This window comes from Heliomicrobium modesticaldum Ice1 (assembly GCF_000019165.1).
Taxonomy (GTDB): domain Bacteria; phylum Bacillota; class Desulfitobacteriia; order Heliobacteriales; family Heliobacteriaceae; genus Heliomicrobium; species Heliomicrobium modesticaldum.
This window is the reverse complement of the sequence record NC_010337.2, coordinates 79,581-102,342: the sequence shown is the minus strand read 5'-3', so window position 1 is coordinate 102,342 and position 22,762 is coordinate 79,581. Positions and strand designations below refer to the sequence as shown.

Annotated in this window: 20 protein-coding genes and 1 riboswitch; of the genes, 16 read left to right on the top strand and 4 right to left on the bottom strand. The window is 58.5% G+C overall.

Translation table 11 applies throughout. The annotated features are described in order from the left end of the window. The first annotated feature begins 109 nt into the window (after positions 1–109). The 9 genes from HM1_RS00510 to HM1_RS00465 all read left to right on the top strand — a co-directional run bounded on the left by HM1_RS00510 (position 110) and on the right by HM1_RS00465 (position 8,988). The gene (locus HM1_RS00510) at positions 110–805 is read left to right on the top strand and encodes an endonuclease III domain-containing protein (protein WP_012281288.1); all 696 of its coding nucleotides are present in this window, start codon (positions 110–112) and stop codon (positions 803–805) included. Then, positions 795–2,264 carry a thiamine phosphate synthase gene (gene thiE / locus HM1_RS14225; protein ID WP_049753985.1) on the top strand — a complete coding sequence of 490 codons (1,470 nt, stop codon included), beginning with the start codon at positions 795–797 and terminating at the stop codon, positions 2,262–2,264. Before HM1_RS00510 ends, thiE begins: the two co-directional genes overlap by 11 nt. Before the next feature lie 274 nt (positions 2,265–2,538). Next, a complete protein-coding gene (locus HM1_RS00495) occupies positions 2,539–3,369 on the top strand; it encodes a deoxyribonuclease IV (protein WP_012281286.1) in 831 nt (276 codons plus the stop codon). A gap of 26 nt (positions 3,370–3,395) precedes the next feature. Then, positions 3,396–3,851, top strand: coding sequence for an N-acetyltransferase (locus HM1_RS00490; RefSeq protein WP_012281285.1), 456 nt, complete (start codon positions 3,396–3,398; stop codon positions 3,849–3,851). A 121-nt stretch (positions 3,852–3,972) separates the two neighbouring features. After that, complete coding sequence (locus tag HM1_RS00485; RefSeq protein ID WP_012281284.1) at positions 3,973–5,427, top strand: glycogen synthase; 1,455 nt, start codon at positions 3,973–3,975, stop codon at positions 5,425–5,427. 81 nt (positions 5,428–5,508) lie between these two features. Beyond that, complete coding sequence (locus HM1_RS00480) at positions 5,509–6,231, top strand: TIGR00266 family protein (RefSeq protein WP_012281283.1); 723 nt, start codon at positions 5,509–5,511, stop codon at positions 6,229–6,231. A 118-nt stretch (positions 6,232–6,349) separates the two neighbouring features. Next, a complete protein-coding gene (locus HM1_RS00475; RefSeq protein ID WP_012281282.1) occupies positions 6,350–7,453 on the top strand; it encodes a hypothetical protein in 1,104 nt (367 codons plus the stop codon). Continuing rightward, on the top strand, positions 7,450–8,601 hold the full coding sequence (locus HM1_RS14220) for a PRC-barrel domain-containing protein (RefSeq protein ID WP_012281281.1): 1,152 nt from the start codon (positions 7,450–7,452) through the stop codon (positions 8,599–8,601). The genes HM1_RS00475 and HM1_RS14220 overlap by 4 nt, the downstream gene beginning before the upstream one ends. Before the next feature lie 105 nt (positions 8,602–8,706). After that, positions 8,707–8,988, top strand: a complete 282-nt coding sequence (locus HM1_RS00465) for a DUF503 domain-containing protein (RefSeq protein WP_012281280.1) — start codon at positions 8,707–8,709, stop codon at positions 8,986–8,988. A gap of 141 nt (positions 8,989–9,129) precedes the next feature. On the opposite strand, the gene HM1_RS00460 is transcribed toward HM1_RS00465, so the two are convergent. Further along, entirely contained in the window at positions 9,130–11,055 is a 1,926-nt protein-coding gene (locus HM1_RS00460) for an aconitate hydratase (protein WP_012281279.1), read from the bottom strand. 310 nt (positions 11,056–11,365) lie between these two features. On the opposite strand from HM1_RS00460, the gene trmL reads away from it, so the two are divergent. The 3 genes from trmL to HM1_RS00445 all read left to right on the top strand — a co-directional run bounded on the left by trmL (position 11,366) and on the right by HM1_RS00445 (position 14,170). After that, positions 11,366–11,827 carry a tRNA (uridine(34)/cytosine(34)/5-carboxymethylaminomethyluridine(34)-2'-O)-methyltransferase TrmL gene (gene trmL / locus HM1_RS00455; RefSeq protein WP_012281278.1) on the top strand — a complete coding sequence of 154 codons (462 nt, stop codon included), beginning with the start codon at positions 11,366–11,368 and terminating at the stop codon, positions 11,825–11,827. 155 nt (positions 11,828–11,982) lie between these two features. Then, complete coding sequence (locus tag HM1_RS00450; protein ID WP_012281277.1) at positions 11,983–13,083, top strand: 6-phosphofructokinase; 1,101 nt, start codon at positions 11,983–11,985, stop codon at positions 13,081–13,083. Between the two features lie 208 nt (positions 13,084–13,291). Then, positions 13,292–14,170: an MTAP family purine nucleoside phosphorylase gene (locus HM1_RS00445; protein WP_236995027.1), complete on the top strand. Its 879-nt coding sequence runs from the start codon at positions 13,292–13,294 to the stop codon at positions 14,168–14,170. A 134-nt stretch (positions 14,171–14,304) separates the two neighbouring features. On the opposite strand, the gene HM1_RS14955 is transcribed toward HM1_RS00445, so the two are convergent. Together HM1_RS14955 and HM1_RS00430 are read right to left on the bottom strand one after the other, a co-directional pair. Next, positions 14,305–15,447: a VanW family protein gene (locus HM1_RS14955; protein WP_083764950.1), complete on the bottom strand. Its 1,143-nt coding sequence runs from the start codon at positions 15,445–15,447 to the stop codon at positions 14,305–14,307. A 244-nt stretch (positions 15,448–15,691) separates the two neighbouring features. Continuing rightward, positions 15,692–16,588, bottom strand: coding sequence for an MBL fold metallo-hydrolase (locus HM1_RS00430; RefSeq protein ID WP_012281271.1), 897 nt, complete (start codon positions 16,586–16,588; stop codon positions 15,692–15,694). 298 nt (positions 16,589–16,886) lie between these two features. Next, positions 16,887–17,009, top strand: a riboswitch (SAM riboswitch). Between the two features lie 106 nt (positions 17,010–17,115). On the opposite strand from HM1_RS00430, the gene HM1_RS00425 reads away from it, so the two are divergent. The 4 genes from HM1_RS00425 to HM1_RS00410 all read left to right on the top strand — a co-directional run bounded on the left by HM1_RS00425 (position 17,116) and on the right by HM1_RS00410 (position 21,953). Beyond that, positions 17,116–18,411 carry a homocysteine synthase gene (locus tag HM1_RS00425; RefSeq protein WP_012281270.1) on the top strand — a complete coding sequence of 432 codons (1,296 nt, stop codon included), beginning with the start codon at positions 17,116–17,118 and terminating at the stop codon, positions 18,409–18,411. Between the two features lie 15 nt (positions 18,412–18,426). Then, complete coding sequence (metX, locus tag HM1_RS00420) at positions 18,427–19,602, top strand: homoserine O-acetyltransferase MetX (RefSeq protein ID WP_012281269.1); 1,176 nt, start codon at positions 18,427–18,429, stop codon at positions 19,600–19,602. Positions 19,603–19,772: 170 nt separating this feature from the next. Then, positions 19,773–20,069 (top strand): DUF3784 domain-containing protein, encoded by a 297-nt coding sequence (locus tag HM1_RS00415; protein WP_012281268.1) that lies wholly within the window; start codon positions 19,773–19,775, stop codon positions 20,067–20,069. Between the two features lie 207 nt (positions 20,070–20,276). Beyond that, the gene (locus HM1_RS00410) at positions 20,277–21,953 is read left to right on the top strand and encodes an AMP-binding protein (protein ID WP_012281267.1); all 1,677 of its coding nucleotides are present in this window, start codon (positions 20,277–20,279) and stop codon (positions 21,951–21,953) included. A 255-nt stretch (positions 21,954–22,208) separates the two neighbouring features. Here HM1_RS00410 and HM1_RS00400 read toward each other — a convergent pair whose 3' ends face one another. After that, positions 22,209–22,703 (bottom strand): GNAT family N-acetyltransferase, encoded by a 495-nt coding sequence (locus HM1_RS00400; RefSeq protein WP_012281265.1) that lies wholly within the window; start codon positions 22,701–22,703, stop codon positions 22,209–22,211. Between the last annotated feature and the right edge of the window lie 59 nt (positions 22,704–22,762).

Sequence of the window (22,762 nt, the reverse complement as noted above, 5' to 3'; positions counted from 1 at the left end):
AGGCGCTACGCCTTGGCAAAGAGACTCCTTCGACGGAATGGTGTTCCGGAGCGGGGCGTGCCCAGACGGGTTGCCCCGCTTTTTACTATACTTTGGGAAGGTGACGGTTATGGACGATCAACGGGCTGAACTGCTCCGCCTCTACCGCCGCCTGCTTGATCATTTCGGTCCTCGGCACTGGTGGCCTGCCGATACAACCTTGGAGATGGTTGTCGGCGCCATCTTGACCCAAAATGTGGCCTGGAAGAACGTCGTGACGGCTATCGAGCAACTGAAGCAAGCAGGTTTGCTTGACATCAGCGCCCTCGCGGAAGCACCGAGGGAACAGGTGGCCCGCCTGGTACGTTCGACCCGTTACTACAATCAAAAGGCAGAGCGGTTGCAAGGCTTCGCTCGGCGGATCGTCGACGAATACGGCGGGAGGTTGGAAAACCTGTTGTCGTTGGAGGCGGGGGAGTTGCGCAAGCGGCTCCTTGACATCAAGGGGATCGGCAAAGAGACGGCCGACTGCATCATCCTCTACGGCGCGCAGCAGCCGATTTTCGTAGTTGATGCCTATACGCGGCGCATCTTTTCTCGCCTCGGCTACTTTTCCGAAAAGGTCGGTTACGATGAGATGCAGGCCTTTTTTGCCGAGCGACTGGAACCGGATCTGTACCTCTTTCAGGAATACCACGCCCAGATCGATGGCCTGGGCAATCGCTATTGTCTGGCCAAAGGGCCGTCCTGTGCGGAATGTCCGCTGGGCGACTGTTGCACTTATTATCGGACGGAAGGAAAGGGGAACGACAGCGATGTGCCTTGAAGAGCTGTGGGCAGGCAGATACGCCTTGAATATAGGTCGATACGGTCTGTTCCAGCGAACGCTGAGGAAAGCCGCACCCCTGGCGTGGCCGCCGGTGCTGGTGACCCATCGCAGGCTCTGCCCCAGCGACAAAAGCCTGCTCGACGTCATCGCCGGGGCGATCGAGGGCGGTATTGGGGCAGTCATCTTGCGGGAAAAAGACCTGACCGGCAGGGAACTGCTGGACCTGGCGCAGTCTGTGCTGGCGCTGACCCGGCCGGCCGGGGTGCCGCTGATCGTCAACGGCAATCCAGCCGTCGCCATCGCGGCGGGGGCTGACGGTGTTCATCTCGGCGCCGAAGACCTGCCGCCTTCCAAAGTCCGCTCAATTATCGGTCCCGGCATGTTGTTGGGCCGTTCCATCCATTCGTCTGAAGAAGCACAGGCGCTGGCGGAATCAGGAGATGGGGCAGTTCTGGACTATTTTCTCTTTGGGAATGTCTTTGAAACGGCTTGCAAGCCGGGCAAGGCAGCAGTAGGACTTGACGTGTTGAGCCAAATCGTTCGTCGCTCTCCCGTCCCGGTGATCGCCATCGGCGGGATCACAGCCGATAAAGTGCCTTTGATCGGTCGATCAGGCGCCGCCGGGGTGGCCATCATGTCGGCGATCATGACGGCCGCCGACCCGGTTGCCGCCGCGAGGGCCATCACCGTCCCCGCTGCCAAGGCCGTCGCCGGCGTCACCGAAGCCGGGGAAGATGCCGGGATCCTTTATGGCATCATCGGCCGGGAGCAGGCGTCAGATGCGGCAACGCTGGCGGCCATGGCCGATGGGGCTTACGCCGGCGGTTGTGATATCATCCAGTTGCGAGAGAAAAATATGCCGACAGGCGAATTTTTGCGCCGCGCCCAAATCCTGCGGGAAAAGGCTTCCCGCTGGGGGAAACTGTTTATTGTCAATGATCGCATCGATATCGCCATCGCCGCCGGCGCTGACGGCGTTCACCTGGGAGCCGAAGATCTCCCGCCTGAGATAGCCCGCCAGATGTGGCCCAAAGGGATCATCGGTGTCACCGTCCGCAATCTTGCCCAGGCGCAGGCTGCCGTTGCTGCCGGAGCCGATTACGTCGGGGCGGGTCCCGTCTTTCCGACGACATCAAAAAGATTAGACGCTCCGCCGCTGGGTTTTGCAGGCCTGCAGGCGATTTGCGATGCCATCGATATTCCTGTCGTGGCCATCGGCGGCCTGAATGCCGGCACGATGAACGGGATCAGAAAGACCGGTTGCAGTGGGGTGTCCGTCATTTCGGCGCTGTTTCAGTTGCGCGACGCAAAGGGTCATCCAGATAGAGGAGCTGCTGCGCCATGCAGGCTGACTGCTCTGCAAGAAGAGGGTACGAGCGATGGGCCTGGCGCCCCTGCTGACTTTGTCCGAGCAGCCGTGGAAGAGGCAGCCAGGCGACTGAAGGCGCAGCTGTAAGCAAGGAGCTGCCTTAATGAGCTGCCTTAACCCAAAGGCGCCGCCTTAACTGGAGCTGCCTTAATCCAAAGACGCTGCCTTATTAAGCAAGGGTGCCGCTTTAAGCAAGGCGTTGTTCTTAAGCAACGGGCTGCTGTTGACCCGTTGGGTGTCTTAAAATTTCTGATCGGGCAGGAAAGAAGGGCTCCTTTGTCCAAAGAGTTTTTCAAAAAAGTCTTCACAAGTCGAGCTACACCCATCCTTGAAATACGCCGGAAGAAAGAAGGATGACCTGTTGTATTTGGGAGCGCATCTATCCATTTCAAAAGGCTTTGAGTCGGCCGTCCGAGAGGCCCTTTCCATCGGAGCGACGACGTTCCAGTTTTTTACGCGCAATCCCCGCGGCGGGGCAGCCAAAGCGCTTGATCCCGATGACATCGCCCGTTCCATATGGTTGCGCGAAGAACACGGATTCGGCCCCCTGGTGGCCCACGCGCCCTACACGATCAACTTGGCGGCCCCGAAAGAGGAAACCTGGGCCTTCGCCAAGATGACGCTGGCCGCTGACATCGTCCGGATGGCTACGGCGCAGGTCCCCTACATGGTTGTCCACCCCGGCAGCCATGTAGGCCAGGGGATTGAGGCCGGGATCGAACGGATCACCCAGGCCTTGAATGAGATTCTCCGGCCTGACCAGGGCGTTATGGTGCTGTTGGAAGGGATGAGCGGTGCAGGCACTGAGGTGGGCGGACGCTTTGAGGAGCTGCGAGCCATCATCGACGGCCTGCAAGTCCCGGAGGTCGTCGGGGTGAATCTGGATTCCTGCCATCTGTTTGGCGCCGGATACGATGTGAAAAGCGATTTTGCCGCTGTTCTCGATGCCTTCGATCGGATCATCGGGCTTGAACGGTTGAAGGCGATGCACATCAACGACAGCCAGCAACCGCTCGGTTCTCATAAGGATCGCCACGCTCTGCTCGGCCAGGGCCTCATCGGCAGCGATGCCTTGGCGGCGCTGTTGAATCACCCTGCGCTGGTCGGTCTGCCCCTCAACCTGGAGACGCCCGGGGAGATCGCTGACTACCGCCGGGAGATTGCCTGGATGCGCTCGGCGCTGAAACAATAGACTATGACGTAAGGGATGGAAGAAACATGATTTTGCGCAAAGCCAAGATGAATGATGTGGAGGACATCCATGCCCTGATCAGCGAGAGCGCCGCAGAAGGGCTCATGCTGGCCCGGTCGCGGAGCCTGCTCTACGAGGGGTTGCGGGACATCACCGTCGCCGAAGAAGCGGGGAGGATTGTAGGCACCGGATCGCTGCATATCTTATGGGAGGATCTGGCGGAAATCCGCGCCCTCGCTATCATTAAGGACGCTCGCGGAAAGGGAATCGGCAGGGCCATCGTGGACATGCTGATCAAAGAGGCCAAAGACCTCGGGATAGACCGTGTTTTCGCCCTCACCTATCAGGAGGGCTTTTTCTCCAAGTGCGGATTTTCTGTGGTGCCAAAGGAACTACTGCCCCATAAGGTTTGGAAGGAATGCATCGATTGTCCCAAATTCCCCAATTGTGACGAGGTGGCCATGCTGCTCCAGGTGAAGTAGCGCACTGTCCAATTCTCAAAACCGCCGGTATATATACATACCACCGACCGGAACTGCCAAGCCGGCAAGGAAGCTTTGGTTTGTAAAGGGCCGGTGGGAACGAGAGGAAGGGAAATAGATCGTGACGGAACAACCGTTGAAGGTTCTCTTCGTATCGGCAGAGGTTGTCCCCTTTGCCAAGGCCGGAGGCCTGGCTGATGTGGCCGGTTCGTTGCCGCGAGCCCTTGCCTCCTCAGGCGTCGACGTCCGTGTGGCCATGCCCCGCCATGGGCAGATCCCCCGTGGCGCCTATGTGACCGATTACATGGTGGAAGTGGACGCCCGCAAGGAGACGGCGGTGATCCGCGAAGGCCGGATCGAGGCGCTGCCCGGGGGAAAGTCCGTCCCGGTGTATTTTATTGACAACTACCAGTATTTTGGCCGTGAAAACATTTACGGCTACAGCGATGACGGTGAACGGTGGGGTTTCTTTTCGCGCGCCCTTCTGGAGATGCTTGAACCGATCGATTTTATCCCTGATATCCTGCACTTCAACGACTGGCAGTGCGGCCCTGCCATCGCGCTGCTCAAAGAGGAATACCGCCATCATCCGGCCTATCGCCGGATCGCCAGTGTGCTGACAGTGCATAATCTGGAATACCAAGGCCATTTCGGGCGGGACATTCTCCAGTTCATCGGGTTGCGTCAGGACCTCTTCCGCCCTGATGCCCTGGAGTTCTATGGTCAAGTGAACTTCATGAAGGCGGGGCTGGTCTTCGCCGATCTGATCAACACAGTCAGCCGCACCTATGCCGAGGAGATCCAGACGAGCGAATACGGCTGGGGTCTCGATGGGTTGCTGCGGCTCCGCCACTCTGATCTCTTCGGGATCGTCAACGGCATTGACGTGGAGGTCTATGATCCGGCGACAGATCCCCACATCCCCCATCACTATTCAGCAGACAACATAGAAGGCAAAAAGCGGAACAAAGCGGAACTGCAGCGTCAGTTCGGCTTGCCTGTGTCGGAGGCGCCGCTGTTGGGTCTGGTCCACCGTCTCGTCGATCAAAAGGGGATCGACCTCTTCGAGGGGATCGAGGAGGCCTTGTTCCGGGAGGATCTCCAACTGGTCGTGGTGGGGCAGGGAGATCCTCGCTATGAAGGTCTTTTTCGGCGGTTGAAGCAGCATTTTCCGGAGAAGGTAGGCCTCTTTATCGGCTTTGATACGCCGCTGGCCCAGCGCGTCTATGGCGGCAGCGATTTTTTCCTGATGCCGTCGCGTTTTGAACCTTGCGGTCTGGGCCAACTGATCGCCTTCCGTTACGGCGCGATTCCCATCGTCCGCTCGACAGGGGGGTTGGCCGACACGGTTACGGATGTGCGCTTCCCCAATGGAAACGGGGTAGTCTTTGAGGCTTATCAGCCCGATCGTTTCCTCGAAGCCATCCGCAGGGGTCTTCATCTGTATCGTCAGAAGGATCGTTGGCAACAGCTCATTGCCAAGGTGATGCGGCTTGACCACTCCTGGCGGAGATCAGCTGATGAGTACATGCAACTCTATGGTCGGGCGCGACGCAAGGTGAATCCGGAGCTGTAGTCGCGATAAGCCGAACCTTGTCCATATGCTCGATGGAAGCTATACTTGAGCTTGAGATTGATTTCCAGGAGGAGGATGGCCATGCGTTATCAGGTCTTGGGAACGACCATGCAGGCTTTGAATATCGACTTGGAACCGGGGGAGCGCATTTACACAGAATCGGGCGCTATGACATGGATGTCGTCCAATGTTCGCATGGACACAAACTTCAAAGGCGGCTTGTTGAAGTCCCTCGGTCGCGCCCTTTCCGGGGAATCGCTGACCTACACCTTCTTTGAAGCGGTGGGGGGTCCGGCTAATATCGGCTTCACCCCCTCCGCGCCCGGGAAGGTGTTGCCCGTTGAAGTCGAGCGCGGCTACGAACTGATCTGCCAGCGCGACTCCTTTTTGTGTGCGCAGGAGTCGGTGGAGATGAGCATCTTCTTCCAGCGCAAACTTGGCGCCGGTTTTTTCGGCGGCGAGGGCTTCATCATGCAAAAGCTCTCCGGTCGGGGTATGGCTTTTGTTGAGATTGACGGCGAAGTCATCGAAAAAAAGTTGGCCCCTGGCGAGCGGCTGATGGTTGATACGGGGCATGTGGCGATGATCGAATCCACAGTTTCGATGGACATTCAGATGGTCAAAGGCATGAAAAACGCCATTTTCGGCGGAGAAGGACTTTTTTTGACCAGCCTGACCGGCCCCGGCCGCGTGTGGATCCAGACACTCACCCTCGCCAACCTGGCAGGCCGGATCTTGGCCCATGCCGGGAAACGGGAATCATCAGGCGGTATTGGCAGCTTGACCGATTTCTTTGACGACTGATTCGATCGATTTAGAACTGTTTTGACAGAGTTATACAGAGATTCGCGCGATACGGAAGGATAAAGCTTACCTATGTCGAAATGAAGCATCAAGATATGTCACTTGAAGTGCCCGCGAGGTGAAGAACCTGACGATGCTGGCGATAATCGGCTTTGTCCTGATCGTAAACGCATTACTGCTGGGGCTCTGGTGGTTCCTTCTGCAAAAGACACCCTTTGGCCAGCTGCCTTTGATGGTGGCCGGATGTGCCCTCATGTGGTTGATCGCCCTCAGCTTTCCCCAGATCACCTTGCTCCCCAACCCCTACCTTTTTTTGATCGGGGGTGGGCTTTTGATCGCTTCCGTAGGTTTGGCCCGCACCTATGTCCAGGAGCAGAATCATGAACCGGTAAGCCCTCCGGCAGAAGGGGAGGCGGAAGTGCCTGCACTGGCATCTCCGGCAGATGGAGATGAGGAAGTGGTCGCAATGACATTCGGTAAAGAAAAAGAGGCAGAGGCGCTTCCCCTTGAAGTTCCTGAGATAGAAGCAGTCGAGATGCTTTCTTCTGAGGAACGGGAGGCTGAAGCGATCACGCTGACGGTTTCTGTAGAACTTGAAGAACAAGTAGATTCGCAGACCGCTGCAGATCTGAAAAAGGAAGCAAGGAATATAAAAGACATGGGCGAGGAAAAAGAAACCGATGAGACGGAGGCTTGTATTCTTGATAACGATACCGAGCCCGTTTTGGGTGTAATCGAAGGATCGAAGTTGACTTCGACGGAAGAGAAACTGGAAAGGGCTCTTGAAGAAATTGATGTGAACTCGCCGGAAGAAGATCCATTCGATTCATCGGCAGAAAGCCCTCCTTTGACAGAACGGGCGGCTTGTGCCGCAGTCTCGTCACCTAAAGGTCAGCCGGCTCCCGAACTCAGCCGTTTGCTGGACGATGCCTTTCGGCATAAGGCTCGCGGCGATTTATGGGGTGCTCTGGAGAGCTTCCGAGAGGCAACGCGATTTGGGATCAGCATGGAGGACGAGATGTTCATCGTCCTCGAAATATGCGCCATATATGAACTGATGGACAAACATGACGAAGCCTACCATCAGATCACCCGGTACTGGGGAAAGTACCGGGGAGATCTGCCCGCCCCTATCCTGGCGGAGATTGAAAACTACCTGAAAGCCTATCGCGCGCCGCGAACGGCGGCGGATAGAAATGTGACAAGGAGGACGGCTGTGTGACCAAGAGCCAGAACATTGTCGGGTTGGCCATCATCAGCATCAGCGATGGTCGAGAACTCGGTTTGGTCCGCGACCTGATCATCAATCCTGACCAAGGCGCCGTCGAATACCTGATGGTGGAAAACGAGACTTGGTATCTCGGGGCGCAGGTAATTCCCTTCGAGCGGCTCCAAGGGGTTGGCGAGTATGCCGTTACCATTGAGAGCGAAGAGGCGCTGCAGCGCCTGATCGATTTGCCTGATGTGCTGGGGCTGATTCAGCGTCAGGTCAAGGTCAAAGGGACGAAGGTGTTGACCAAAGGGGGACGACTGATCGGCCTTGTCAGCGAGTACTTCGTTGATGTGGCCTCCGGCAAGATCGCTGGTTGCCTGCTCCTGCCCTCCCGGGAAACGCTGGGGGCCCGCATCATCCCGGCGGAGAGCGTCGTCACTTTCGGTCGGGATGTGTTGATCGTCGCAGAAGATCTGGACGAAGCCAGCTTGGAAGAATACGACGGTTCTATTGCCGCCAATGCTGTGGCGACCGTTCGCTCCGTTGCCGTCATTGACGCGCCGAAACCCCCGCTTGCTGCCCCCGCTTCTGTGCCAGCTTCAGCGGCTCAGGTCCCGGCATCAGCGGCTCAGGTCCCGGCATCAGCGGCTCAGGTCCCGGCATCAGCGGCTCAGGTCCCGGCATCAGCGGCGCCGGTCCCTTCGGCTGCAACAATGACCTCATCCAGCGCAGCGAGGCCGACAGAAGTCCCTCCAACGATTCACCCTATCAAGGAGCCATCGGTGGAAAAGGCGTCGGTCCTGCCGGTGCTCGAAGACCTCTCTGTCAATTCACTGCCCGTTGAGGATATCGATCCGGGTTCGCCTCGCTCGCAACAGGAGGACAAGCCTAACGAAGCGGAACCCTTCATCTTCCCGTCGCTGGAGAAGAGTGAAGATGCTGAGGCAAAGCCGGAAGGCGGTGACGGTCAGGAACGGGGCCCCTTGTTCGGCCAAATGCAGCATAAGTACTATGTGGGCAAGGTGCTCACCAAGACGCTCACCAACAACCTAGGTGAGACGGTCGCCGAAAAGGGCGACGTCATCACGGAAGAACTGATCGAGAAGGTTCGCCAGTCCGGCAAGTATCTGGAAATGATCATGAACGTCAGAGAGTAACGAAACCAGCGGGCGGACGTGCTGAGATGCGGGTTCTGCCCGTGTTTTCATTTCCTGCTGGCGCTTCTTGACGACTGAATCGTGGAAGGGCAGGGGGAGGCGAAGGTGTCTGTCGGCTACAGTGAAGTGAGCCTACGTATCCATGGCGTCGACTCTTTGAAGGGAAAGCGCCGGGTGCTGAAGAGCATTGTCGAGCGGCTGCGGGGGAAGTTCAACATCTCTGTTGCCGAAGTGGACCAACACGACCTCTGGCAGGCGTCGGTCATCGGATTGGCTGTCGTCAGCAATGACCGCACCCATATCCGCCAGGTTCTCGACGCGGCGGTCCGCCAGATCGAGGGGTCGGGCGAGGTAGATGTCGTCGCCGTCGATACAGAGGTCTTTTGAGTAAATACCTCCGATATCCACCTCACCCGGCCTTGTTCCAGGCGCTCCAGGCCGTGACCGCCGCCTTTGCTGAGGAGTGCGGGAAAAACACAGGTCCCTTGGATCTTCATCCAAGGGACCTGTAATCTATGGTGTGTTTGCCTAGGCCTGTTCCTTCGTATAGTTCAAGAGCCCGCCTGCCTTGATGATCGCCACCTGACGCGGCGTCAGGTCAGGGCGAACGAGGAAGGTCTCCCCGGTGGTCACATTGCGAACCTCCAGCGTTTCGCAGGTGCCCAGTTTGGCGGCCACGTCGGCGATTTCGAGGACATCGCCCCGGTTGACCTTGGCGATGTCGCCCTCATCAGCGAAGGTGAGAGGCAGGATGCCGAAGTTGATCAGGTTGGCCCGGTGGATGCGGGCGAAGGACTGGGTGATGACGGCCTTGATGCCCAGGTACATGGGTGCCAGGGCGGCATGCTCCCGCGAGGAGCCTTGGCCGTAGTTCTGGCCGCCGACGATAAAGCCCTGACCGGCCGCTTTGGCTCGCTCGGCGAAGGTAGCGTCGACGCCGGCGAAGACGTACTGGCTGATGGCCGGGATGTTGGAGCGCAAGGGCAGGATCTTCGCGCCAGCCGGCATGATATGGTCGGTGGTGATGTTGTCGCCCACCTTGAGGATGACGCCGGCCCGGAGGGTATCGGGCAGGGGCCGGTTGATCGGGAGGGGCTTGATGTTCGGACCGCGCAGGACTTCTACGGTGGAGGGGTCGGCGGCTGGCTCAAGGATCATGCGGTCATCGATGATGAATCGTTCCGGCATCGGCACATCGATGGCTTCGCCCAGATCGCGTGGGTCGGAGAGGACGCCCGTTAAGGCGGTGGCGGCGGCTACTTCAGGGCTGGAAAGGTAGATGGATGCGTCCTTGGTGCCGCTGCGGCCTTCAAAGTTTCGGTTGAAGGTTCGCACAGAGACACCGCCCGAGTTAGGCGACTGGCCCATGCCGATACAGGGACCACAGGCTGATTCAAGGATGCGGGCGCCGGCAGCGATCAGATCGCCCAGCGCGCCGTTGCGGGCGAGCATCTCGAAGACTTGGCGGCTGCCGGGTGCGATGCCGAGGCTGACCGTCGGGTGGACTGTTTTGCCCTTCAAGATGCTGGCGACGCGCATCAGGTCGGTGTAGGAAGAGTTGGTGCAGGAGCCGATCAGGACCTGGTCCACCTTGATGGGACCGACTTCGCGGACCGTTTTGACAAGGTCGGGCATATGGGGGCAGGCGACAGCCGGTTCGAGGGCAGACAGGTCGATGGTCAAGGTCTCTTCATAGGTCGCGTCGGCATCGGGACCGAGTTCGACCCAGGCATCCTCGCGGCCTTGCGCCTTCAGGAAGGCTTTCGTCACTTCATCAGAGGGGAAGATAGAGGTGGTAGCACCCAGTTCGGCGCCCATGTTGGTGATGGTGGCCCGCTCAGGAACGGAGAGGGTGGCTACGCCGGGGCCGCAGTATTCGATGATCCGCCCGACGCCACCCTTGACGGAGAGCCGGCGCAGGACTTCCAGGATGACATCCTTGGCCGAGACCCAAGGGGAGAGCCTGCCCACCAGGTTGATGCCGACCACTCTCGGGCAGGTTAGGTAGAAGGGGCCGCCGGCCATGGCTACGGCCACGTCAAGTCCGCCGGCGCCGATGGCGATCATGCCGATGCCGCCGCCGGTGGGGGTGTGCGAGTCGGAGCCGAGCAGCGTTTTGCCGGGCACGCCAAAGCGTTCTAAGTGGACCTGGTGGCAGATGCCGTTGCCGGGGCGGGAGAAGCGGATGCCGTGCTTGGCCGCCACCGTCTGCAGGAAGCGGTGGTCGTCGGCGTTTTCGAAGCCGCTCTGCAAGGTGTTATGGTCGACGTAGGAGACGGAGAGTTCGGTCTTGACGCGGGGAACGCCCATGGCTTCGAATTGCAGATAGGCCATGGTGCCGGTGGCGTCCTGTGTCAGTGTCTGGTCGATGCGGATGGCGATCTCTTTGCCGGGGACGAGTTCCCCTTCGATCAGATGGGCGGCGAGGATTTTTTGCACAAGGTTTTTGCCCACAGATTTCCCTCCTCCATAGTGCTCAGTCACTGCTTCTCTGGGTCTGCAAGCGACGCGATAATAGGAAATATGGATGACGACGCTGTTGTCGCAGTGTCCGTTACAGTAGGAAAGTATAGCATTGGAAAGGCTTGATGGACAAGGCGCTGCGGGCGTGTATCCACTATACATGAACAACACAGAAAGGGGTACAGGAACCCCGTCAGGCCGATCGGCGGGAAGGATTTTTCACAAAACGGGGAGAACTGTTACCTCGTGCCATTGGGCTGCTTTTTGCCAATTCATCAAAGCAGATGGAGTGTCGACAACATTGTTTCACATCGTGCTGGTAGAACCGGAGATCCCCCCGAACACAGGCAATGTGGCCCGGCTCTGCGCCGGAACCGGCTGCGAACTGCACCTGATCAAACCGCTCGGCTTTTCCATCGACGACAAGCAACTCAAACGGGCCGGACTGGACTATTGGCACCTGGTCAAGGTCCATGTTCATGATAACTGGGCGGCCTTTCTCGAAAAGCACGGGCAGGCCAACCTCCTCTTGTTGAGCACCAAAGGGAAAAAGGCCTACCATGAGTTCGCCTATCGGCCTGGCGATTTCTTCGTCTTCGGCAAAGAGACGAAGGGGTTGTCCGAAGAGATCTTGAGCGAATGGCCGGAACGAGTGGCCCGCATCCCGCTGGTGGCGGATGCCCGATCGCTGAACCTGTCTAACGCGGTCGCTGTCGTCGTTTTTGAGGGATTGCGCCAAAACGGGTTTGCGGGACTGGTGTAAAGGGCGCCCAATCGGGTATGGTCGGCCCAGGGCATGATTGGATCGAAAAAAACAGCAGGGCTTTGACTCAGAATCGGTTCGGGTGCAGCAAAGTGGATTCGGTACGGCACAGCGACTTCCCGGTGATTCGGGGAACCCGGAATGAAGAAAGGGGTATGTGGATGCAAGGCCAGATCAAGCGCATCGGGGTGTTGACCGGCGGCGGCGATTGTCCAGGGCTGAACGCCGTCATCCGCGCCGTGGTCAAAACGGCCATTCGGCGCTACGACCTGGAGGTTGTCGGCATCATCGACGGTTTTTACGGACTCGTCAATGACGTGATGGAGCCGCTCACCGAGTCGAGCGTCTCCGGCATCCTGCACCGGGGCGGCACTATCCTCGGCACGACCAACCGGGATAACCCCTTTCGCTATGCTGTCGAAAAGGATGGACAACTGACCTTTGAGGACCGCTCGGAGCAGTGTATCGTCAATATGAAAAAGCGGGGCATCGACGCATTGGTCATCATCGGCGGCGACGGCAGCCTGTCCATCGCCCTTGAATTTCACAAAAAAGGCATCCCCGTCGTCGGTGTTCCCAAGACGATCGACAATGACCTCTCGGCCACCGATGTCACTTTCGGCTTTGATTCGGCCGTCACCACGGCCACCGAGGCTATCGACAAGCTCCATACCACCGCTGAGTCCCACCACCGGATCATGATCCTGGAGGTTATGGGTCGTTACGCCGGCTGGATCGCCCTCTACTCGGGGCTGGCCGGTGGGGCCGATGTGATCCTGATTCCCGAAATCCCCTTTGACCTGGGCAAGGTCTGTGACCATATCCGCGCCCGGGCTGAGCGAGGACGCAAATTCTCCATCGTCGTCATCGCCGAGGGGGCTAAGGAGATCGGCGGCGAGTTGGTCGTCCAGAAGTTGGTGGCCCAGAGCCACGACCCCGTCCGTCTTGGCGGCGTCGGCCATGTGGTGGCTCAGAAATTGGAGATGTGCACCGGGATGGAGACGCGCGTCACCGTCCTCGGCCACGTCCAACGGGGTGGCTCACCGACGGCGGAGGACCGCATCCTCAGCACTCGTTACGGTTCGGCTGCCGTCGATGCCATCATGAGCGGACAGTTCGGCAAGATGGTGGCCTTGCGGACACCGAAGATCCTGCCGGTGCCCTTGGAAGAGGCCGTCGGCACGGCCAAGCAGGTGAACCCGGACGGTCAAATCGTTCAGGCAGCCAAGTCTGTAGGGATCTCTTTCGGTGATTGAAGATGCAGTGAAAGGGGAATGTCTTACCCATAATGGGTTTCTGGATAAGGACATGGTTTCGGGAAAACAGCGCAAGCCGGGCTTTTGCCCGGCTCTTGCCTTGCCGCCCCATAGTTCGACGGTCTCCCGGTGAAACTTTCATCAAGACGAAAGTCTAGCGAACGAGACACAGATGGGACATGACAGAGAGATGAACGAGAAATCTCAGATGCCGATGGAGGTTATGGCCATGCTTTCTTCCGCGTCTATCCCCGCCGCTCCTTTTGCGATCATCGGCGGATCAAGCACTAATTCGCTGCGCTTTCCTGAGGCTCTCAATGTGCCGGGCCTGACGGTGCTGGAGACATACCCGGGGTGGGAGACGCCCTTCGGCCCTAGCCCCGCCTTTGTCTACTTTGAGTTAAAGGGGCGGCGCGCCCTCACCTGTGTCATGCACGGATGGCGGCCGGGGGTGAAGCGGGCCGACGCCTCGCGGCAGATCTTCTGGGTCTTCCAGCAGGCCGGCGTCAAACAGATCCTTTCCGAGGGCGGCGTCGGGGCGATCAATGAACTGCTGCGCCCGCGCGACCTCGTCATCCCTCACGATTACATCGACTTTTCCATGCGCAAGGATGTCGATCTGGGGACGCCGACCCTCTGCATCATGCGCCAACCTTTCTGCCCCCTTTTGCGCCGCGCTTTCATCGACGCTTCTGAGGCGCTGCCCGGCAAAGGGCGCGTCTTTGACCGTTCTAATTACGTAGTCACCGACGGCCGCCATTTCGAGAGCCCGGCCGAGGTGCGTTTTTTCCGTATGGCCGGCGGCGATGTGATCGGTCAGAGCGTGGCGCCGGAGGTCTATCTCGCCCGAGAGATCGGCGCCTGCTATGCCCGTCTCGAACTGGTGGTCAACTACGCTGAAGGGGTGATCACCGACTGGTCCCACCAGGAACTGAAGGACATCTTTTACGAGGAGTCGGAGCCTGCTGGGCGTCGTTTGCTCATGGCACTCGAGTCCTTGCCGGAGAAACAGGGCGATGGGCATCCGGGATGCGAGTGCGCCACCCTCCGCAAGAGGACCTTGCTTCGCGATCGGAACGACGGGTAACACCGTCATGATGGCGAGAGCAAAAACCGCTGGATTCCGGTAGAACCCAGCGGTCGTGCAGTCAGTCCGAACGGTTCGGATGAATATAGTTTTTAAATGGACTTTTCATCGGAAGCGGATGTCCCGACTATCGATCAGTTGACCGCTCGCCAGAAGCGGAGGCCCATTCCGTCGTCTGTCTTCTGTTTTTCAATGGCGATCATGTAGGCGCCGTTGCGGAACTTGTAGTCCATAACACCGTAATAGACGGTGGCGTCGCCGCCCGCCTCCACGTAAGGCGCCGGGCGGCTGTGCCGGTGGCGTTCGATGACTTTCAGACCGCTTTGTTCATCGGCATGGACGACTGCCTGGTGGACGATGGTGGAAGAGAAACAGATGCCACCGCCCATTTCGGTGATGTATCGATTGCCGACGAGGACCTTGCCGGGTCCGAATCCGTTGTGCGCATTACGGGGACCGACTGCCTTATTGAAGGAAAAGACTTCATGCGGTTGTAGCACCAGCCCGTCAATGTGGTCGAGCGCCACGGAGGCGTTTTTCCCGCCGGCTGCGCTGACTTGGGCCATGGAAAGCAGGACATCGGAGGCGAGGCGCCAGGAGGGGACGGCCACTTCGGTGTCTATTGCCGCGGTCAGGGCATCGGTGATCATGTCGACAGCGCCCTCGCGGAGCCGGATATGACTGGGGAGCGAATCGGCAAAGCGTACGGCGGCAAGGCGTGCCTCTTTGGGATCCTTCGAGGGTATGTACGTCCAGTTGCTGCCATCTACGGCGCCAATTTTTTTATTCGGGAGGAAAACAAACGTCTCTTCTCCGATGTACAGGGTGATGGTTCCGCCCGTTAAAAGAGGAGCAACAGGGTTCGCCGCCGGGGGATTAGAGGTAGCGGGATGAGCCGGGACCGGTTCAACCAAGGGAACAGGGTTAGTGGGGACAGCGGGAGCAGCCGGCTCAACGGTGCCTGGCGACGTAGCCGTAGGTGTGGGCAAAGTGACCTTGGAGGGTGTTGATGCTGCTGGCGTTGTCGATCCCGCGGCAAAAGAGGCAGCCGTCGACGAGGTTTTCCCCGGTGGGGTTGCCCCGGTCGAAGTCGGGATAGCCGGTGTCAAGCCGGAAGGCGAAGAGGCAGTCGTCGCGCCAGGTAAAAGGGCAGCCAGCGCCGCCGGTGGTGGCATCGACGGGGGCGCTTTGTGCGAGGGCAGCGCTTCCGCCTCACTGCAGGCGAAGACCTGAACGAGGGCAAAGACCAACAGACAGGACCGGACCGAACGTTTCAAAGAACCACCTCCGCCAATAATGGGTACCGAGAGAGATAAAAAATGGAAAAATCAACCAGCTATACCTATTTATTCGCCTTTCCCTGAAAATAGAAGAGCAAGTTCCAAAACGAATAGAGAGAGGAAAACAAAAAAGAGCCGGGCCTTCATCCCGACTCATAAGTTTCCTTGCCCGCTGGTGAAGCGGACAGGTGCTGCTGCTCTGCTTTATTTTTGCTCATGTTCATTCTGTCATTGGGGCTTTTTACCGTTTTTCCGGTTCAAAGCTGACCTTGTTTCCGTCACAAGTGGCCACAACCGTGCCGTTTTTATCTGCCCGGAAGACCTCGACGCCGGCTTTGGCCAGTTTGTCGAGGGTTTTCTTGTGGGGATGGCCGTAGTCGTTGCCATCGCCCACCGGAATGAAGGCATATCTGGGCGATACCGCCTTCAGGAAGGGGCTTGTGGTGGAACTGCTGCTGCCGTGATGCCCTACCTTCAGCACATCGGCTTTCAGATCATATCCCCGGGCCAGCATTTCTGCTTCCGATTTTGCCTCGGCGTCGCCCATCAGCAGGAAGGAAATCTTGCCGTAGGTGACCTTAAGGACGGCGCTGTAATCGTTCATCTCTTCATAATCCGTTCCGTTCGGCGCCAGAAAGGTGCCGTCCATATCGGGCACATCCAACTTTACGCCGCCTTTCGCTTCCACCCGTTTGGCGCCGCTCGACTTTACGGCGTTTAAAAAATAGGCAAAGGTTTTTGTGGTTGTCGTCGCCTTGGGCATGTATACCTGGCCGACGGGGAAGCTTCTGAGGACTTTATCAAGTCCTCCAATGTGATCCTCATGGGGGTGCGTGGCCACGATCGCGGCCAGTTCTTTGACCCCCTGGCGCTTCAGGTAATCGACGACCTGTTGGCCGTCATCGATATTGCCTCCGTCGACAAGGACAAAACGTCCGGCGGGGGATTGGATCAGGATGGAGTCCGCTTGACCCACATCGATGAAATGGACGCGCAATACCTCTTGGACAGAGGTGGCCTGTGTCGTCGCTGTGGACGGCGCTTCGCCCGAACCGGGAATTTTTGCACTAGGCGACGGTTTGGAGCAGCCCGTCAGCGCCAAGGTGAAGACCAGCAGGCACAGAAAAAGCGGTTTCAACCAGCGAGCACGCAACAGAGAGCCTCCTTCTTTTTCACGTCGAGCTGAAGTTCGACAAGTGGTCCGCCCGTCGTTCGCCTGTAATGTCGAACCGACAGCGATGATTTATTCCACGGGAACGAGCCATTCCCTCTATTCAGAGGGGAAGAAAAATTGAAACGGGACGGGAGAAGCTTCCACGGCAGTACAGGTCAGTAAAATTTCTGTTACCTTTCATTTTTCAATTGACGGCGACTGTCGCCACGGGTACAATAATCTTCAAGCGCTTACCTATTCAGGGTAGGCCGAAAATTGAAGACACTCATCCAGAGAGGTGGAGGGAAAGGGCCCGATGAAACCCGGCAACCCGTCGCAGATAGTGGGAATCGATGCGACATGGTGCCAATTCCTTCAGGACGCAGTTCGTCCTGGCAGATGAGGCGGATAGAAGTATACCCCCTGCGTCTGCGCAGGGGGTTTTCGCATCCCGCCCGTATCCTCCTTGAAGGGCGTTTATGATTGATGAAAGACGAGAAGGGAGCACAGCCATGACAGAGAAAAAATGGCGCTTTGACACGATCGCCCTGCACGAAGGCCATGTGCCCGACCAGGACACCCTTTCCCGGGCAGTTCCGATTTATCAGACTACTTCCTATGTGTTTCGCGATGTGGACCATGCCGCTAACCTCTTTGCCTTGAAAGAGCCCGGCCACATCTACACGCGCATCGACAACCCGACGACGGACGTGTTGGAAAAACGGCTCGCTGCCCTCGACGGCGGTGTCGGCGCGCTCGCCCTCTCCTCGGGTCAGTCGGCTATCACCCTATCCATCCTGAACATATGCGCTGCCGGTGATGAGATCGTCGCTGCCACCAGCCTCTACGGCGGCACCTACAATCTTTTCACCCACACGCTGCCTCGCCTCGGCGTCAAGATCCGCTTTGTCGATCCCTCGAACCCTGACAATTTCCGAGCCGCCATCAACGAAAAGACGAAGGCCATCTACGGCGAGACTATCGGCAACCCCAAGTGTGACGTGCTCGACATCGAGGCTGTCGCCGCCGTGGCTCATGAAGCCGGCATCCCTCTCATCGTCGACAACACTTTCGGCACGCCCGCTCTCTGCCGGCCTATCGACTTCGGCGCCGACATCGTCGTCTACTCGGCCACCAAATTCATCGGCGGTCACGGTATCGCCATCGGCGGTGTCATCGTCGATTCGGGCAAGTTCGACTGGACCCAGAACGACAAGTTTCCCGGGTTCATCAACCCCGACCCGAGCTACCACGGCATCGTCTACGCCAAGGACATCGGTCCGGCAGCCTTCGTCGTCAAGGCCAGGGTGCAACTCCTGCGTGACATGGGTAACTGCATCAGCCCCTTCAACGCCTTTCTGCTGCTCCTCGGTGTGGAGACTCTCTCCCTGCGGATGGAGCGCCATGTGAGCAACACCCGCCGCGTCGTCGACTTCCTGCGGAACCACCCGCTGGTCAGCTGGGTTTCCTATCCCGAGTGCAGCGACCACGCCTCCTGCGATCTGGCGAAAAAGTACTTGCCCAAGGGCGCCGGCGCCATCCTCACCTTCGGCATCAAAGGCGGCGTGGAAGCGGGCCGCCGTTTCATCGACAGCCTGCAGATCTTCTCCCACCTGGCCAACGTAGGCGACGCCAAGTCTCTCGTCATCCATCCGGCGTCGACAACCCACAGCCAGCTCTCCGAGGAGGCTTTGCGCGCCGCCGGCGTCAGCCCCGATCTGGTGCGCCTCTCCATCGGTCTGGAAGATCCGGACGACTTGATAGAAGACCTTGCTCAGGCGCTGCGGGCCGCCGAAGGCCGGGCGTAAGAAGGCGGGATCCGAATGAGCACTGGGGCCGTTGCCAACTGGGGAACGATGGAAAGTCGCGAAGGGATCGTCCAACCCCAAACATTTACCTTCGCCGAGGGGTCTGACGCCTTTGTGCTGGAATCAGGCAGCCGGCTCGGCCCCATCACGGTGGTCTATGAGACTTATGGCGTCTTGAACAGGGAACGCTCCAACGCCATCCTGATCGCCCATGCATTAACGGGGGATCATCATGCTGCCGGCAAGAACCACCCGTCTGAAAAAACGCCGGGCTGGTGGGATGACCTGATCGGACCGGGCAAGCCCTTTGACACGAACCGCTTTTTCATCATCTGTTCTAACGTGCTCGGTGGCTGCCGAGGAACGACGGGCCCGGCCAGCATCAATCCGGCAACGGGACGTCCCTATGGGATGAACTTTCCCGTCTACACCATCCGAGACATGGTGCGTGTGCAGAAGGCGCTCATCGATCACCTAGGCATCGAGCGGTTGCTGCTCGTGGCTGGCGGCTCCATGGGTGGCATGCAGGTCCTGGAATGGGGCGTCACCTATCCGGACATGATGGACGGCCTGCTGCCCATCGCCACAGCCGGCCGCATGACGGCCATGGGCATCGCCTTCAACGAGATCATGCGCCAGACGATCATGCTCGATCCCGCCTGGAACGGTGGCGACTACGCGCCCGGAAAAGGGCCGGCCCAGGGCCTCGCCATCGCCCGGATGCTCGGCATGGTCACCTACCGCAGCGACGAACTCTTCACCGCCCGGTTCGGCCGGCGGATGACGAACAACCAGCCGAAGGCATACTTTGATTTTAACAACCGCTTCGAGATCGAGAGCTACCTGCACTACCAGGGCGACAAATTGGTCCGACGTTTCGACGCCAACACCTATATTTACCTCTGCAAGGCCATGGACTTACTTGATGTGGGCCGTGGCCGCGGCGGCTACGAGAAGGCACTCGCCTCCATCACCGCCCGGACACTTTTCATCGGCGTCGATTCCGATTGGCTCTACCCGCCTGTCTATATGATCGAGATGGCCGAGATCATGAAAAAGGCCGGTTGTGACGCCCGCTACTGGGAACTGAAAAGCCCTCATGGACACGACGCCTTCTTGATCGAGTTTGAACGGATGCGCCCCCTTGTGGCGTCTTTTGTCAATGAGCTCGCCGACATGCGGCAGCTGTAGCAGAGGCGGATGTCAACAGGCGGCATGAAAGGCGGTTAGCTTAGCAGCTATGCCGCCGCAACCTAAAGAGCCCCGTCGAAAGAAACCAGACCATGCAACAGTCGAAGCAGAACATCCGCAAGAAGGGGCGCCGTGGCTGCCCCTTTTCCTATGGAAAGGGAGGAAATGGTATGAAAGTGAACATCCTGCTCCCGCTCTTCAACATGGTCTTTTTTCTCGCTTGGGGATTCGCCCTCAAAAAGGGAAAGACGGTGGAGTGGTTGGCCGGTTACGATGCAGCGAAGGACAAGGAGGGCCTCGTCCGTTGGGTGGCAAACCAATTTATCGCCATCGGGGCCGTGTCACTGCTGTTGATCCTGGCAGGGCCGGCGATCCCCGAACGGTTTGCCTATGTTTACTTCTTCGGGTATCTGCTGTTGCTGGCGCTTTGGTTGAGCCGTGTTTCTGATATTGCCCGGAAGTATTAGGGATAGCGAGAGGGTACTGTCGACCCGGGAAAGCATTACACATCATTTGAATAAAACATAAAAAACACTTGAACATGTGAAGGATTTTTTTGCCTCATTCGCGAATAGAGAAACCGTTTCAGACCAGGATTCCCTGTGGAAACCTGGCTTTTTCTACACCTTTTTCGGGAGTAAGTGGAACGGATCGCGAATCGAGGAGTGACGTACTTGTCTGAATTGTTGCAAATCACCATTGGGGATCTGCTGGACCAGACAGCGGCCCGCTATCCCGAAAAGGAAGCCCTGGTCTACACCGATGACCGCAATCTGCGCCTGACCTACGCCCAGTTCCGCCAGAAGGCGGACGAGGTGGCCAAGGGACTGATGGCCTTGGGCGTCCAAAAAGGGGAACATATCGCCCTCTGGGCGACAAACTATCCCGAATGGCTCTACACCCAGTTCGGCAGTGCGAAGATGGGTGCTGTCCTGGTGACGGTGAACACCAACTATCGCTCTTTTGAGCTGGAGTACCTGCTGCGCCAGTCGGACGCCACTACCCTGTTCCTCATCGACGGGTTTCGGGATAATAACTTCGTGGAGATCATCAACGAACTTTGTCCGGGGTTGGGCGATTCCGAGCCGGGTCGACTCAGCCTTCGCCGGCTGCCCAAACTGAAAAACATCATTTTTATTGGCCGCGATCCTCAGGCCAAGCACCCCGGCATGTACAGTTGGCAGGAACTCATCGACATGGGCCGCTCCGTCTCCGATGCGGAATTGGCTGAGCGCCAGCGAAGCCTCCATTTCGACGAGGTCATCAACATGCAGTACACCTCCGGGACGACAGGCTTTCCCAAGGGGGTTATGCTGAGCCATGCCAATATCATCAACAACGCCAACATGGTGGCCGACTGCCAGAAGTGGACCCATGAAGACCGGCTCTGTTTCCCTGTGCCGCTCTTTCACTGTTTCGGCTGTGTCATGAGTTCCCTGGCCTGCGTCTGCAAAGGGGCTACCATGGTGCCCCTGGAGTATTTTACGGCCAAAGGTGTCCTGGAAGCGGTCCAGCGGGAACGCTGCACCGTCCTCTACGGCGTGCCCACCATGTTCATCGCCGAGCTGGACCATCCCGATTTTGACAAGTATGACCTTTCTTCCTTGCGGACGGGCATCATGGCCGGGTCGCCCTGCCCCATCGAGGTGATGCGCAAGGTGATCGACCGGATGGGCATCGGCGAGATCACCATCGCTTACGGACAGACCGAATTCTCGCCGGTCATCACGCAGACGCGGACTGATGACAGCCTGGAGCGCCGCGTCTGCACCGTCGGCAAAGCCCTCCCCCATGTGGAGGTCAAGATCGTCCACCCCGACACGGGTCTGGAAATCCCTCGCGGCACCCAAGGCGAATTGTGCGCGCGCGGTTTCGGCACCATGAAGGGCTACTACAACAACCCTGAGGCGACGGAAGCGGCCATTGACGCTGAAGGCTGGTTGCACACGGGCGATTTGGCCACCATGGACGAGGAAGGCTACTGCCGGATCACCGGGCGAGCCAAGGACATGATCATCCGTGGCGGCGAAAACATCTATCCCCGCGAGGTGGAGGAGTTCCTCTTCACCCACCCGAAGGTCAAAGACGTGCAGGTCGTCGGCGTGCCCGATCCCAAGTACGGCGAAGAGGCGTTGGCCTGTATCATCCTCAAAGATGGAGAAGAGGCGACGGAAGAGGAGATACGCTACTTCTGCCGTGGCAAGATCTCCCGCTACAAGATCCCCAAATACGTCCGTTTTGTCGACCACTTCCCGATGACCGCCTCCGGCAAGATCCAGAAGTTCAAGCTTCGGGAGATCTTCATCAAGGAGTTGGGGTTGGAGGATGCGGCGAAGATAGAAACAGCGTAAATCAATTGCCTTTCGCCGCAATGGAGCCGGCAGGCTGATTATTTCGTCGTTATCGGCTCCTCACTGGCTGACAGCCCGGCCAATCTATGACCCATTGGGCCGTCGAGGGCGGGGCGTGTCTGCTGATCATCAACGCCGAGCTGACACCGCTAGCTGATCGGGCGGATTGGGTGATCCGGACGCCGGCGGCGGAGGCGCTGGATCGGATCGCTGCGGAAGTGCTTGGTGAAGGCCGACAAAGCCTGCCGAAACTGACTAGCCCGTGACGCGCCGTCCGCAGATCACCAGATCGCGTTCCACGCCGTCGAGAAGGGCCACTCGGGGCAGGTGTCCCCAGCGTGCAAAGCCGAGCGCCTCGAAAAGACCGAGACTCGGCAGGTTGTGGGCAAAGATAAAGCCGAGCAGGGTATGTACGCCCATGGCTGGCGCCGCCTCGATGGCCCTTTGCAGCAGAAAGCGACCGATCCCTTGGCCGCGGAAAGACTCGGCGATATAGATGCTCACCTCGACGGTTCCGTCGTAAGCGGGGCGGCCGTAAAAGGACTGGAAGCTGAGCCATCCGGCGATGACCCCGTCCATTTCCAGCACCCAGAGCGGGCGCCCGTCGGGATTGTGGTCGTGAAACCAGGGGAGGCGGCTTTCCACGGAAATCGGCGTTGTATCGGCGGTCACCATCCGGCTGGCGATGGTGGAATTGTAAATGGCGACGATGGCAGGCAAGTCGGATTCTACGGCGTTGCGCAGCAGCATGGTTATTCACTCCTGTCTTTTTCATTCGACCATACACCCATTATACCAGGGGTTTAATC